At 41.1% G+C, this 14,634-nt stretch carries 15 protein-coding genes; 8 read left to right on the forward strand and 7 right to left on the reverse strand.

Going from position 1 to position 14,634, the window contains the following annotated elements:
- Positions 1–44: 44 nt before the first annotated feature.
- The 7 genes from ptsP to ulaG form a co-directional block, all read right to left on the reverse strand.
- The gene (ptsP, locus tag HMPREF9124_RS04675; RefSeq protein WP_009429727.1) at positions 45–1,751 is read right to left on the reverse strand and encodes a phosphoenolpyruvate--protein phosphotransferase; all 1,707 of its coding nucleotides are present in this window, start codon (positions 1,749–1,751) and stop codon (positions 45–47) included.
- A gap of 31 nt (positions 1,752–1,782) precedes the next feature.
- The gene (locus tag HMPREF9124_RS04680) at positions 1,783–2,046 is read right to left on the reverse strand and encodes an HPr family phosphocarrier protein (RefSeq protein ID WP_036597646.1); all 264 of its coding nucleotides are present in this window, start codon (positions 2,044–2,046) and stop codon (positions 1,783–1,785) included.
- 62 nt (positions 2,047–2,108) lie between these two features.
- A complete protein-coding gene (locus HMPREF9124_RS04685; protein WP_009427742.1) occupies positions 2,109–2,879 on the reverse strand; it encodes a DeoR/GlpR family DNA-binding transcription regulator in 771 nt (256 codons plus the stop codon).
- An 88-nt stretch (positions 2,880–2,967) separates the two neighbouring features.
- On the reverse strand, positions 2,968–3,273 hold the full coding sequence (locus HMPREF9124_RS04690; RefSeq protein WP_009428296.1) for a PTS sugar transporter subunit IIB: 306 nt from the start codon (positions 3,271–3,273) through the stop codon (positions 2,968–2,970).
- Positions 3,274–3,276: 3 nt separating this feature from the next.
- Complete coding sequence (locus HMPREF9124_RS04695) at positions 3,277–4,764, reverse strand: PTS ascorbate transporter subunit IIC (protein WP_009429397.1); 1,488 nt, start codon at positions 4,762–4,764, stop codon at positions 3,277–3,279.
- A gap of 22 nt (positions 4,765–4,786) precedes the next feature.
- Positions 4,787–5,269 carry a PTS sugar transporter subunit IIA gene (locus HMPREF9124_RS04700; protein WP_009429939.1) on the reverse strand — a complete coding sequence of 161 codons (483 nt, stop codon included), beginning with the start codon at positions 5,267–5,269 and terminating at the stop codon, positions 4,787–4,789.
- Positions 5,270–5,285: 16 nt separating this feature from the next.
- The gene (gene ulaG, locus HMPREF9124_RS04705) at positions 5,286–6,389 is read right to left on the reverse strand and encodes an L-ascorbate 6-phosphate lactonase (RefSeq protein WP_009428070.1); all 1,104 of its coding nucleotides are present in this window, start codon (positions 6,387–6,389) and stop codon (positions 5,286–5,288) included.
- A 503-nt stretch (positions 6,390–6,892) separates the two neighbouring features.
- Here ulaG and HMPREF9124_RS04710 point away from each other — a divergent pair.
- The 8 genes from HMPREF9124_RS04710 (at position 6,893) to HMPREF9124_RS04735 (ending at position 14,361) form a co-directional block, all read left to right on the forward strand.
- Positions 6,893–7,735, forward strand: coding sequence for an L-ribulose-5-phosphate 3-epimerase (locus tag HMPREF9124_RS04710; RefSeq protein ID WP_009428792.1), 843 nt, complete (start codon positions 6,893–6,895; stop codon positions 7,733–7,735).
- 40 nt (positions 7,736–7,775) lie between these two features.
- Positions 7,776–8,837 (forward strand): hypothetical protein, encoded by a 1,062-nt coding sequence (locus HMPREF9124_RS04715; protein WP_009429391.1) that lies wholly within the window; start codon positions 7,776–7,778, stop codon positions 8,835–8,837.
- Between the two features lie 738 nt (positions 8,838–9,575).
- The gene (locus HMPREF9124_RS11395; RefSeq protein WP_009428536.1) at positions 9,576–9,842 is read left to right on the forward strand and encodes a hypothetical protein; all 267 of its coding nucleotides are present in this window, start codon (positions 9,576–9,578) and stop codon (positions 9,840–9,842) included.
- Positions 9,843–10,264: 422 nt separating this feature from the next.
- A complete protein-coding gene (locus HMPREF9124_RS11970) occupies positions 10,265–10,600 on the forward strand; it encodes a hypothetical protein (RefSeq protein ID WP_050791201.1) in 336 nt (111 codons plus the stop codon).
- A 68-nt stretch (positions 10,601–10,668) separates the two neighbouring features.
- On the forward strand, positions 10,669–11,205 hold the full coding sequence (locus HMPREF9124_RS11405; RefSeq protein WP_050791202.1) for an RNA-directed DNA polymerase: 537 nt from the start codon (positions 10,669–10,671) through the stop codon (positions 11,203–11,205).
- Between the two features lie 44 nt (positions 11,206–11,249).
- Positions 11,250–11,882 carry a hypothetical protein gene (locus HMPREF9124_RS11410; RefSeq protein WP_050791203.1) on the forward strand — a complete coding sequence of 211 codons (633 nt, stop codon included), beginning with the start codon at positions 11,250–11,252 and terminating at the stop codon, positions 11,880–11,882.
- 361 nt (positions 11,883–12,243) lie between these two features.
- The gene (locus HMPREF9124_RS04730; RefSeq protein WP_009428347.1) at positions 12,244–13,140 is read left to right on the forward strand and encodes an MBL fold metallo-hydrolase; all 897 of its coding nucleotides are present in this window, start codon (positions 12,244–12,246) and stop codon (positions 13,138–13,140) included.
- Positions 13,141–13,158: 18 nt separating this feature from the next.
- Positions 13,159–14,361: a DUF1887 family protein gene (locus HMPREF9124_RS04735; protein WP_009428859.1), complete on the forward strand. Its 1,203-nt coding sequence runs from the start codon at positions 13,159–13,161 to the stop codon at positions 14,359–14,361.
- Positions 14,362–14,634 lie beyond the last annotated feature (273 nt).

Genomic DNA, 14,634 nt, shown 5'->3' on the forward strand with positions numbered 1-14,634 from the left:
TATCTCGTTTAGTTTTTTGCGGTTCCTTTCTTTCTAAACCTTATTTATTCTTTTGCGTTGGCCTTTAATAGCGTGACGATTTCCGTCTCGGTAGAAAGAGAAAGTACTTTTTCTGCCAGAGCATCCGCTTCTTCTTTTGTCCATTTGGAAATGACGCACCTTGTGTTTAGTACAAGTACCGGATTCACACTGAATTCGTCCAGTCTGAAGGAAATAAGAAGAGGAATCAAGAGCGGGTCCGCAGCAGCTTCACCGCACATTCCGACAGGAATTCCGGCTTCTTTTCCGCATGTAATGATTCGTTTTATGGAACGAAGTACAGAGGGATGGAAGGTAGAGTAGAGATATGCGACATCCGCATTTCCTCGATCCACAGTCATGGTATACTGGGTCAGATCGTTTGTGCCGATGGAGAAGAAATCCGCTTCTTTAGCCAGAAGATCCGCGATAAGAGAGGCGGAAGGCGTTTCTATCATGCATCCTAATTCAATATTTTTATCGTAGGCAATCCCTTCGGCATCCAAATCTGCTTTTATTTCCGAAAGAAGCTCTTTTACGCTGCGCATTTCCTCTACACAAGTTACAAGAGGAATCATGATTTTTATCTTGCCAAAGGCACTTGCCCGTAACATGGCGCGAAGCTGTGCACGATAGCCTTCTTTGTTTCCGAGACAGTACCGAATAGCCCGATACCCGAGGAAAGGATTTTCTTCCTTCTTCATATTCAGGTAAGGAATGTCTTTGTCTCCGCCGATGTCCAGCGTGCGGATGATGATGGGCTTCCCTCCCATGATTTCTGCCGCTTCTTTATAGGCAGCAAATTGTTCTTCCTCCGTGGGCATCCGTTTATTGTCCATAAAGAGGAATTCGGAGCGGAAGAGCCCCACGCCTTCTCCGTCGCATTCTATGGCTTTCCTGGCATCCTTCGGGGTTCCGATGTTGCAGAAAAGCTCCACGGCGACACCGTCTGCCGTTTTTGTTTCTTTACCGTGAAAATTCTTCAGTTCCGACTGTTTTCGAATATATTCCTCTCGCTTCAAAATATAGGAGGAAAGTGTGTCACCCTCAGGGTTAATGTAAACAATGCCTTCCGTGCCGTCTACAATGGCGGTATCCTTATCTTTTACTAGAGATGTAATATTGGGAACGGAGAGGACGGCGGGAATTTCCAAAGCCCTTGCCAGAATCGCGGAGTGCGAAGTCTTTCCGCCCATTTCGGTTAAGATTCCCGCAACATTTTCTTTGTGAATTTGCGAGGTCATGGATGGAGTGAGGTCTCTTGCTACCAGAATGGTGCCGGGAGCAAGTTTACGGATATCCACATCTTGGACGCCCAGTAGGATTTTCAAAAGACTTAGCTTGATATCACTGACATCGGCAGCTCTTTGCTGCATGAATTCGTCATCCATTTTGGAAAACATACCGATAAACATGTCGCAGACCGCTTCTACGGCAGACTCGGAACACTGGCCCGTTGCAATCATATTGCTCATTTCATCAGCCATGGTGGGGTCACTGATCATAACAAGGTGACTTTCCAGAATTTCCGCTTCTTTTGGACCGATTCTCTTTCGGATGTCTTCCGCCATCTCTTCGGTTTCTTTTTTAAACTGTTCAATTGCTTCGTGAAATCTTTTTTGTTCTTTTTCCGTATCTTCAATCTTTATCGCTTCATATTTCAGCTCATGTTCTTCGATGACACAGATGCTGCCGATTCCTATGCCGCGAGAGGCGGGAATTCCGTTTACCATTTGCTTTTCTCCTTGTTTTAAAGAAAGAATTTTAGTCTTCCAGACCACCTTCGATGAGGGAAATAGCCTTATTCATCGCTTCTTCTTCGTCGCTCCCTTCACAGCGGATTTCGATTTCCGCACCGCGTTTGATGCAGGCACTCATCAGCATCATAACACTTTTGGCATTGTACTTTTTATCCTTTAAAAAAATGCTGACATCGCAGGAGAAGGGGGTCATTGCCTGACTGAAAATACTGGCAGGGCGCATGTGCAATCCCTGTTCGTTTGTTACTGTAATTTTTCTGGACACCATAGTTGATTCCCTTTCTGTCAAAGTGACTTTAAAATAAAGGCTTCCGGCCTGTTTTTTCAATACTAAACAATAATGATTTCAATTCCGCTGGCACGGAGCTTTTCTATAATTTCCGCATCTGCCTGGTTATCCGTGATAAGCGTTACTTTTCTATCATAGATACAGCTTCCATAGCTGCTTTCCAGGTTATCATGCCTCTGCAATTTGCTGTGATCGGCAAGGATGTAAAGGTCTTCCGTGGTTCGGCTGATCATGGCTTCGTTAATTCCGATTTCATTTGGGATGTTGTATAAAAAGGCGCCGTCATCATAGACTGCCCAGCAACCGATAAAGGTTTTATTGGCTGTAACATCCAGAATATTTCTCATGGTTGCATCACCTACGAGAATGTGGTTTCGCAACTCGCCCCCGGTCATATGGATGGAGACGTTCTCCGGAAATTTTCTTCCGAATGCAAGACCGTTATTGGTATACACGGTCACGTTTTTATTTCCTACATACTCGAGCATTTTTAAAGCGGTTCTGCTGCCGTTGATAAAAATACGATCATTGTCTTTGATTAGGGAAGAGGCATATCGGGAAATGAGATCTCTGCATATCCTGATGTTTTTGCTGAGAGACTTACTGCCTTTGACATAATCCAAGGTACAGGCACCACCGTGGGTGCGCTTCAAAAGATGCTTTTGTTCCAGTTCCTCCAAGTCCCTTCTTACGGTCATGATGGAAATCTTAAACTCATCGACCAAGTCATAGGAATTGACTTCTCCGGCTTTTCTGACATATTGCAGGATATTCTTTTGTCTTGCTTCTACATTTGCTTTGCTGTTTTTCATAGGCACTACTCTATTCTACAGGGGCTGTTATAAAAACAGTTTATCGGTAAAGGCGAGTCCGAGGGAATACCTCGGACTCGCTTGGGTCTTAGTCTAAGAGACCTGCGGTCTGAAGACCTTCTTCGATTTCTTTATCGGACATAACATTTTTTAGGGGAATGACAACCGTGTTTCCGCCCAAGTTTTCAAAATTTGCCGCAAATGCTTTGGAACAAAAAACCACATCGTAGTTTTTCGCTGCACTTTGCCCTTCTGAAATAGGGCAGTGGGTCAGCTCTGCAGGCTTGATATTGTGGCGCTTTGTTACCTTTTGGATGGCCAGTTCCATCATAAGAGAGGAACCCGCCCCGTTTGCGCAACAAGCCAAGATTTTCTTTCCGTCTAATTTTGCCATTGTTTATGCTCCCTTCTTAGCCTTCTTGTGCTCAAGATAGGCATCGTAATCTTCCGTAATGAGGAAGTATCCTTTCGGATCCATGCGGTACTCGATTTGCGGAATCGCAAGAAGAACAATTACCACGATTCCTACACCGATGTAGCCAAGATAATGCATCACTACCGTAAACATGGGCCATACTGTATCCCAGTCAAACATGCCGAGGTATCCGCCGTAGTTTGCGAGACCAACCCAGCCGGAGATGAAAGCGGCACCAAATACTTGGATAAGCCCTGAAATGAATGGTATAACAAGGCAGGCCTTAAGTCCACCCTTTTCATTGGCAACAAGACCGATGGTTGCATTGTCAAAGAATACGGGAACGAATCCGCAGATGATGATGGTTGGAGAGCCCATAAGAATCAAGGCTACGATAGCAATAATCTGTCCTGTAAGACCGGCAAGGAAACCAAAGGTTACGGCATTTGCATCGCCAAATCCATAGCATACGGCGCAATCTACACCGGGTACGGAAGAGGGAAGAAGCTTGTCTGCAATTCCCTGGAAGGATGCGGTTAATTCCGTTACGAAGGTACGAACTCCAAGCTGTAAAATAGCAAGATATACAGCAAATTGTAAGGAGGTGTTAAATACATAGAATGCAAAATTGTCCTTTTCCTTTATGGCTTCCGCTTTTACGAAGAAGGGTTTTCCGATTACGGTCATGATGGCGCCGAAGAATACAGTCATTAAAATTGCGGTACAAACCATATTCTGGCTGAAAATGGAAAAGAAACCGGGCATCTTCAGGTCGCCCACTTTTTTAACTTCCTTCTGTCCGTTTTTGCTGCCGAAGAGTTTTTCGGAAGCCCAAGAAGCAAGACGAATCCCGAACATTTGCTGGTGTGCAATGGCAAAGCCGGCGCCCTCTGTCAGTTCCTGCATTGGCTTTACGGTAAGGTTGGATCCGACTGCCCAGTAAGCACCGAGGATAACGGACATTACAATCAGAAGTGCAAAGTTGTTGTCCCGAAGGGCGGGAAGGGCAAAGAGGATGAGCCAGTATGCCGTTGCTGCCTGCTGTACCTGTACATGTCCTGTCGTAAACAAGGTACGACATTTTGTAATCTTGTTGAAGCGGACAAGAAGAATGTTTACGATAAAGGCGATGAGAAGAAGAGTCATTACCTGTGAAAATCCTTTTCCGAAGACTTCTTCCACACCGGCAGTTACCGCATTCTGTCCATAGTATGGATCAATAACGGCTGCGGTCAAATTGAATCTGTCCTTCAGTCCCGCAAGGATGGGGCGGAAGTTCGTTACGAGTCCGCCGGAGCCGGCACTTAAAATCAGCATACCGATGATGGCCTTCAAGGTTCCGGCAAGGGTGTCATACCATTTTTTACCCATCAGGCAGTAGCCCAGCAAGGTAAGAAAACCTACCATATAAGGCGGCTTTTGTAAAATGTAGGTCGCAAAAAAAGTCCAAATCGCGTTTAAAATTCCCATTTTTTCCTCCTGTTTTTTAAACTTAATTTTCGCTAGTTTGGTATTTCTTCATTGCTTCTAATATTTCTTCTGCACTATGACATTTCCCGAGCGCTTCAATTAAGTCATAGTTCATAAAAACATCCATTAATTGCGCTATGTTTTCCATATGCTCATCCGTATTGACTGCTGAAAGTGTAAAAAGAAGATTCGCTTCTTTTTTCTCTCCGTCTGTATCCTGTCCAAAATCAATCTTGTTTTCACAAATCATAAGACCGACAGCAGTTCTGTGTGCTCCAATCGGATTTTCTGTAGTATGGGGCATAGCAATATTGTGTTCCATCACGATGTAGGGACCGTGCTTTTCGATGCAGGCTACGATTTGCTTATAGTAGTCACTGTCCACGCTGCCGTCTTCCACAAGGGGAAGAGCGCTTAAACGGACTGCTTCCTGCCAGCTCACGTCTTTTCCGTTAATGAAACTGTAGTGTTTTTTTGCAACAATTCTTTCTAAAACATTGGACATCTCTGTTTCTCCTTATTTATAGGCAGGAACGGAAGGGGATGTTCTGCGGATGCTCGAAACAGTCTTCAAAACCCCTGCGATGATGATAGTAAATCTTATCCTTATCCTGCGGATAAACGTATTTCCCGCCTACCTGCCAGAAGAATGGATGAAATTTATATTCATTTCTGTCCTTCTTAAAATCGTAGAGCAGTTTGATTTCTTCGCAATCTGCCTGGAAATTGGTCCAAACATCCCAATGGATAGGGATAACCACCTTGCACTGCAGGTTCTCCGCCATACGGAGAACATCTACGGAAGTCATCTTATCCTGCATGCCGATGGGATTTTCTCCAAAGGAGCCGAATGCTACATCAATGTCATGATCTTTGCCGTGTTTTGCAAAGTAAATGGAGAAGTGGGAGTCTCCGGAGTGGTAAATGTTTCCGCCGGGAGTCTTTACGAGGTAGTTCACTGCCTTTTCATCCATATCGGTAGGGCATACCCCGGTAAGTTCTTCTCTATCCTCTCCCGTAGAATCCGTCGTAACTAGACAGGTTCTGTCAAAGCTGTCCAGACATACAATCTCGATATCCTTTAACTTAATCACATCTCCGGGCTTTACAATTCTGCAACGCTCTTCCGGAACACCCCATTTTTTCCAGGTTTCTACGGACTTCAGGGGACCGATAAAGGGGACGGGAATTTCCTTGCCGTTTTCATCCGTGGTAGTCATGCCGCTGTTGATCACGTGTGCCGCCCACTCGATAGACATATGATCCTGATGATAATGCGTAGCTAAAACTGCGTCTACCTGCTTAAAAGCAAAGGGGTCAATCACGAAGGGGACATTTCTTAAGTTCGGCTGCATGAGTCTGCCGCCGCACATATTGGCCATCTGGTGCCCCGGCTTCATCTGATTGTCTCCGTGAGTACGCTTTCCGTTACCGCACCAAAGGTCAATGGTAATGTTGGCTCCTCCCGGAGTCTTAAACCAAACTCCTGTGCAACCAAGCCACCACATAGCAACCTGTCCGTCCGGCACCACTTCGCTTTCAATGTCCTCTACCAACCAGGTGCCCCACTCGGGAAAGGTGCTTTTGATCCAACTCTCCCGAGTTGTGTCTGCGATTTTTGCCATAATTCCTCCTTATTCTTTTCTTTCCTGCTTACGTTAAGATGTTTCCGCTTCTCTTACGGATAACTGCTTAAGTTTATGATAGGGTAAGAATGGGATAAAAACAATTATAAAATATTTTTTTATGTTCGTATTAGCTATTATACGATTGATTTAATATTTCTATAGCTAAGTTGCTTATTGTGTAAAAATGGTAATATAAGCTGGGTATAAAACGATAATAATTATGGTTAGTTACAACTTACCGACTATTTGTTTGTGCAATATGCTGAAAATAGGATTTATTTAGAAAACCATGAAAAATAGAAAAATCACTTGAAATAATGGAAAAATATTAATAGAATCAGCCTTAAAGATGTTCTGTGGAGTTGAAAGGCAAAATAGAATACTGCACAAATCATTAAAAATATTAAACTTATAAGATATGTTCGTTTTTATGATTGCTTATAAAGGAATAAGTTCTTTCTATATGAGCGAACAAGATGAAAAGAAGGAAAAGGTGAAGTATGAATCAATATGCTATCGGGCTTTATGAAAAGGCAATACCGAAGACGATGAGTTGGAGTGAGAAATTGCTTTGTGCAAAAGACTGTAATTATGATTTTTTGGAAATTAGTATAGATGAAACGGAAGAAAAGCTTTCCAGACTGAATTGGACAAAGGAACAGAGACGGGAAATACTCGATCTGATGAGAAACTTGGACTTACCAATCCGAAGCATGTGCTTGTCCGCTCATAGAAAGTATCCGTTTGGCGCTTCAGAGAAAGCGGTACGGGACAGAGGATTGGAAATCATGGAGAAAGCGATTGCTTTCGCGGATGATTTGGGCATTAGGATTATTCAGCTGGCAGGGTATGATGTTTATTATGAAGAAGGAAATGAAAAAAGTAGAGAACGCTTTATAGAAAACTTGGAGAAGGCAACAAAAATGGCGGCAACAAGAGGGATTCTCATGGGCTTTGAAACGATGGAAACGGAATTTATGAATACAACGGAGAAGGCTATGCAGTATGTCAATCTTATCGGAAGTCCCTATCTCGGCGTATATCCCGATTCGGGGAACCTTACCAATGCTTCTCTGCTCTATAATAAGAGTGTGGCAGAGGATTTGGAGACAGGAAGAGGACATATTGTGGCAATGCATTTGAAGGAGACCCTTCCGGGAGTTTTCCGGGAGGTGCCGTTCTTAACCGGCCATGTGGATTTTGAGGGAGTGATTCGAAAGGCCCGGGATTTAGGGGTCAGAAGATTTGTTACGGAAATGTGGGATGTGGGAAAGGATAGCTGGAAGGAGGATATCCTCTTTGCCAATAAGACTATGCGTGCTATTTTGGACAAGCAGAATTAAGAGTAGGATATAAGAAAGAAAAAGGAAAGGTTGAGTCGACATGAAGTTTACTAAGAAGTCTATCGGAAAGCTGAACAAATGCTACTCTTTGGCGGAGTTAGAGTATAAAGGAGAACATTGCTTTTTGGTTGCGGCCGAGAAGCAGGATCCCTGCTATTTGTTTAATGAAGAGGGAGAAAAAATGGATACAGTCTGGGAGGGACCCGGAGGCGTTATGACCATGGCCCAGGTTCCGGGAACGGATGGTGTGTTTCTGGCAACCAGAAAATTTTATTCTCCGAATGACTCCCTTGAAGCGGAAATCGTTGTGGTTAAGCCGAAAGCGGAAGGGGGATGGGAAACGTATACTCTTTGCAGAGCGCCTTTTGTTCATCGTTTCGGGATTTTAAGGAGGGCGGGTTCCTACTATCTTCTGGTCTGCTGTCTGAAATCGGGACATGAATATAAGGATGACTGGAGACAGAAAGGTGCCTGCTATGGGGCCTATCTGCCACTTGATTTGGAGCAGTTTAGAGGAGAGAAGAAACTGGAGCTGAAGCTTATCAAGGACGGGATGCTCAGAAACCACGGCTTCAGCAAGATTCAAAGGGGCGGATATGAAGCCGGCCTGGTTGGCTGTGAGGAAGGTAGTTTTATTTTTGATCCTCCGGCTGTATATGGTGCGGATTGGACTGTTACACAGATTCATTCTCTTCCGTCCAGTGATTCCGTGCTGATGGATTTTGATGGAGACGGAAAGTTGGAACTGGGGTGCATTGCGCCATTCCATGGAAACTCTCTAACCATTTATCATCTGGATGAGTACGGCCACTACGTTCCGCAGTGGAAATATTCGGCTAAAGAATCGGATACGGAAATGATTCATGCTACCTGGGCATGCGAAATAAATGGGAAGCCCTCCTGGATTGTCGGTTGGAGAAAGGGTACAAAGGATACCATCCTCATCAGCTGGGACACGGAAGAGGGCAACTATAAGACGGAATTCATTGATCGAAACACGGGATGTGCCAATGCCATGCATTTCAAAAATAAGGACGGAAAAGAGATTATCATTGGAGCAAATCGGGAAATCGACGAAATTGCAATGTATATGGTGGAATAGGAAGATAAGAGAGAAAGTAAAAAATGGAATCTTATAAAGCAAGTGAGAGGTCATAAACTAACTTAATAAGAATATAATAATATTGCCAAAACTCTGTTAAGTCATGAAAAAGTAATAAATGAATAAGATGGAGTAGATGAGTTGTATTAAAGAACATATGGAAAGAGATTCCATGTAGATTTTGAAGAAAGAGTTTGACTTCTTAATAGAAAAAAGTATGGCAGGATTGGCAATAAATAATTACTTAGAATAATGAGACGCTTACATTTTTTAAGCGTCTTATTATATTAATGGACTTTAGCCATAATCAAAGCTGACATTTGAAAAATGTCAGCTTTGATTATGAAGAAGGGCAAGCAAGATTTACCATTCTATTGTTTTAATAAATTCTTCGATTTTTCTAACTATTTCGGTTACGAGCACATTTCCCATGAAGAACATTCGCATCTTATCGGAAACCAAAGAGGTTATTTCGTCTGGATGTTTTTAAGATAAGTCCAATTATCTGGAAAGTCTTGTAGAAGTTTAGCTTCAATTGGAGTGATGAGTCGACATTTTTCATTAACTTTGATAAGGTGAGTTGAATGATTTAAACTCCCTTTAGGATTGAGCATTGTTCTCCCGGGAATCTCTAGGTCATTTGCTAGAGATATCCCACCTTCGGTGTATACACAGGAAAGTATCCTTTCTGTATTTAAGGGTGCAGAGACATTTACTAGTGTTATTGAAGGAAAAATAATGATTTATAAGGGATGGAGTGAAAAAGATTTAGATACAAAATTTGAAGAGAAGGGGGAATGGAAAAATAATATTCTGATTAGAAAAATACTTGGATTGACTGGAGATGTTGAAAAAACCAAGGAATTTCAAAAAGCTAATATGAATATACGAGTGACAAGAGTTAAATCGAACTATATACCTAAAGAAGACTCGCCGTTCAAAACATATAATTTTATGGAATTGGTTGTAAATGATGTTTGGGGAGATTCTCATCCATATAGGTAAATTTGCAGCAAGCGTTTTATGTTCGTTGTGTATAAAGAAACTAAAGAAAAAGAATATGTATAAGATTGTGTTAAATTCTGGGGATGCCCAGATTCTTTGATAATGTAAGTGAAACGGGTATGGGAAGAAACTAGAAAGATAATACAAGAGGGCGTCCAATTAATCCGAATCAATAAAACTGTCTCTACAAATTTTACTCAGAGTACTATTAACAAAATTATTTTTGCAAAAATACATGCTTCAAGAGCATACTATGAAATAAAACCTAATAGATGTGTCGGCACTAGATTAATTTCTGACACAGATATTTTACCTGATGAACGGAGAATAACTAAACATTTTTTTTGGATGACTAAACAATTTATAAAAGAAATATTACAAAACAAATGGTCGTAATAATTTTAATTTTGGGAGTGCTGTAAATGAAAAGCTACATGGACTGTTTAAACGAGATAACAAGCGATGAATTATTTGAAGGATTATTGGCTCATGGTCTATTTGCGGAAAAGTTGCCACCTATTTTTACATCTAAGGTGTTTTATGAATATTGTAGTAATACTTCTGCCCTGTTCATTAATTTAAAGAAAGATAACAATGGATATATTTATTTTGAGTCTATAAGAAATACAAATGTACCTCGTTCATATGGAATTCCTAACCCAATGAAATATTATTTTTTGTGCTTAGAACTACAAAAAACTGGGATGAAATTAGGAATGTATTTGAGCAGAATACAAAAGAAGATACTTATAAGATAAGTAGAATTCATATTAGAAAAAGATTGGATGAAAAGGCCCTTTTTAATATGAGATATGAAGAAGGGACAATGGATGAAATGGAAAGTGAAGAAGAGTGGATTCAATTTGATGCAGTTCCCAGAGAAGTGGAATGTGAAAATCTTGAGAAAGCTTTATTCTTTATGAATTATAAGAATTGGAAAACAGATGGAGACCCATTAATGGATTTTTCTGTGGGGAAAAAATATGTCGTGAAAGCTGATATTTCGCAATGTTTTCCAAGTATATATACCCACGCTATTGCGTGGGCTCTGGTAGGAAAAGATAAAGCTAAAACAAATAAGTCTAAAATAGATTGGTATAATAGTATAGATAGCTGCTGTCAAAAAATGCGAAATGGAGAGACGCACGGTTTAATGATTGGACCTCATGCATCTAATCTGATTTCAGAAATTCTTCTAACATCGGTAGATAAAAATCTTAGATGTAAAGGATATGACTACGTACGACACATTGACGATTATACTTGCTATACAGAATCTCAAATAAAAGCAGAATATTTCTTACGAGATTTAAATCTTGAATTAAGAAAGTTTGATTTTGCTATTAATCATAAAAAACAGTAATTGAAAAATTACCCAAATTATTCTCTGAGAATTGGGTTCGCAAATTGAAAGATAAGCCTGTTCTTGGGAAATATAATACTGTTGAATATAGTACAGTTAAATCATATTTAGATACAGCAATTGATTTGATGGAAAAAAATGAAAAAAATGCGTCAATACTATTTTATGCTATAAAGGTTATTGGAGGTCAGAACTTATCAAATAATGCAAGAGACTACTGTGTTACAATGATGTGCTTTTTGGCAATTATCTACCCATATATAGTTCCTATAATGGATAAATATGTATTTGAAAGATTCAAGGTATCCAAAAAAGAAATAGAGAACTTTTCAAATATTTTATATAAAGATTCCGTCCAAGAATCCAATTTTGAGGGGGTTAGTTATTCTATTTATTTTGCATTAAAATATGACTTCACTTTATTGATTAACTTTGATGAAGTTATTCATTCAACTAATTGTATATGTAAGTTGTGTTTACTCCTTTACTGTAAACGTAAGAAATTAAAGGAGGAAATGAAACAATTAAAAGAGGAGGCTATGAGATTACGTGATGATAGTATGGATGAGAACTGGCTGTTTATTTATGAAACACTTTCAAAAGGAAATTTAAAAGGAGAATGGAAGAGACTTAAAGAGGCTGATGTTAGTTTCGTGAAGAAAGAATTTTTAATATAGCATGTCTAAGATATGATATTCATGTAGAGTTGTAGGAGATAAGAATAGAGGTGTTTAAATTATATTTGTGTTCTGTTCTTTCAATACTTCAAAGAGTTAATAATTGAATGGAAATATACTTTTTGAATTTAAACTTCTTGCGCATAAGAAAAATTTTATCGTACTCCTTAATTTTTCTGTGGAGAAAATAGGATAATCCTATGGTTATCCGTTTCTAACTGCTTTATACTGAAACTACATTATAACGGGAAGAGCTATTGGTCTTAAAGAGAAGGGATTCCCTTTCTTTAAAGCTGATAGTTCTTTGGTTTAGAGTAAAAGCACATAGTTCTTTATGAAGGAGAATAGGAGGCGTGTTCCTATGTCAAAAAAAGATTCTGCGTTTCAGAAAGTGTTTATGTCCTTTATGTTTCGGGGGAAAGAAATTTTCAAACCCCTGAATACCGGGTGGATTGATGAGAGAGTCGGAGCGGTCCGTGAATGGGTTGCCAATGTTTTCTTTTACAGAAAAAACGGTACGACGATTATGATTGATGCGGGCTACAATTATGAACGTCTGGCCGAGAAGATGGCTTGGCTGGATATCCGGCCCACGGAGATTCAGAATATCCTGCTGACACATCTGGATACGGATCATATCGGAGCGGTGGAAGAGGACAGCGAAGGACTTTTCCGAGAGGCAAGGCTCTATATCGGGGAGGAGGAAAATAAATATCTTACGGGGGAGCTGCGCCGGAGAGTTCTACACAGACTTTGTACGCTTCCCGTTGTAAAGCTGGATAACCCGAAAAGCTTGCTTTATGACGGAGAAATATTCTATATTAAGGATATTAAGGTAGAAGCAATACTTGTGCCCGGGCACAGCTACGGACACCTCGTTTATCTTATCGATGACGCCTATTTGTTTACTGGAGATACGATTTGGTTCGGTGCGGATGGCGGCTACAGCTTTTTGAATTCTCTTGCGGAAGATAATGAGCTGGCGAAGCGTTCCTTAAGGGAACTGGAACAACTCCTCCTGAAAAGAGGAATTGCTCCGATTATTGTGAGTGGTCATACCGGTTGGACGGATGACATGGAGTTTGCGTTTCGTCATAAGGATAAGCTCTGTATTTCCGGGAAAAAGCAGAAACCGCATGATCCGACTGCGCCTTATGATGGTTATGATGAGCGGGAGGATACGGAGGAACAAGCGAGAAAGAAGAGGCTTCCCAAGGCTTGGGACTGCTTGAAGCATACCGAGGCGGAGGGAGAGTGAAGAAAGAGGAAAGTACTTTTGCATGGAACGGAATGGAGAAACGACAGCATGGTAGTGGTATTTGAATTTCTTAGTGAAGAGCCGATTGAAAACCTCATCACCTGCATGAATTTTAAGGTGGATAAGTTGGTTTTATTCGGAAATTATGATCGGGTTGCTTCTCAAAAGGAGAAAACGGAGTGCTTTCTGAAAAGGTATTGCGGCGTAAAGGATGTGCTCTTCCGCGTCCTCTCTGAGAAAGATTTACAATCGGTTCTAAGCGTAATGCGACAGGAAATAGAAGCGGCTTTAAAGCAAAATGCCGAGCTGTATTTTGATATAACCGGCGGGGAAAGCTTGATGCTTGTAGCCTTCGGGATGCTCTCTAAGGAATATAAAACACCGATTCATCTCTATGATGTTTCAAAATGCAAATTGATTGAGCTTAACGAAGGAGCGGACAAGAATTTAAGTAAGGATGTGGAACAACAGAAAATAGAACTGAATCTGGAGGCCGTAATTGAAATGCACGGAGGAAAAATCAACGACTCTTTGCATAAAGAAACGAAGACGGTAGCGAATGCCGATGCGGAGAAAGATATTCTCGGAATTTGGGAGGTTATGAAGCGGTATTCCGCATCTTGGAATCTTTTCTCCCAATTTATGAGGGATCATATGCAAGCGGATGAAAATGGGGAGGTGATTCGGAAAGAAGCTACAGTTCTACAGGCTCTTAAGGCCTCCCCATCAAATTTCAGTTCCGTCTCCTTACTCAATCAAATACTGGATGCACTGGGAGAAGCCGGGGTGCTCCTCGATGTAGTCCACGCAGCCGGGATGTATCGCTTTAGCTTTAAAAATAGGGCTATAAAGAGTTACTTATGGGATGGAGGAAGTGTACTGGAACTCTATACCTATTTGCGTGAAAGAAAAAGTGCTACGGAGTGTCAAGTAGGGGTGTATTTGGACTGGGATGGCGTACTGCACGGGCCGGGAGGGGGAGATGTCTTCAATGAAATCGATGTTTTGGCTTTGCATGGCTATATCCCTACTTTCATTTCCTGTAAAAGCGGAAATATGTCGCCGCAGCAGATTCTGCATTCGTTTTACGAATTGGATACGGTAGCCAATCGTTTTGGCGGAAAATATGCGAAGAGACTTCTGGTCTTGACCATGGAGTTAACTAAGGTATACCAGGATCGAGCTAAAGAGATGAGAATAGAATTGAGATTTGAGAAATGAGATCCCGCACGCTACGCGAACGATACTTGTTAAGAATAAAAAAGGAAGGGAACCGGTGTCTTACGACATGGTTCTTTTTTTATGCTGACTTCTGCATGAAACCGGGGAAACCTTTGTCATTTTGAGAACCTCCTCGAGCAAAGCAAACAGCATTTCCCTTCTTGAGAACTGCTATAGGCAAAACTTGCTTTCTTCCTGGTGAATCATATATAATCCAAAGGATAATTCTTAAAACTTGTAAAAAATGGAAATAAATTCACTAAATACCTTGCT

The organism is Oribacterium sp. oral taxon 108 str. F0425 (assembly GCF_000214455.1).
Taxonomy (GTDB): Bacteria; Bacillota; Clostridia; order Lachnospirales; family Lachnospiraceae; genus Oribacterium; species Oribacterium asaccharolyticum.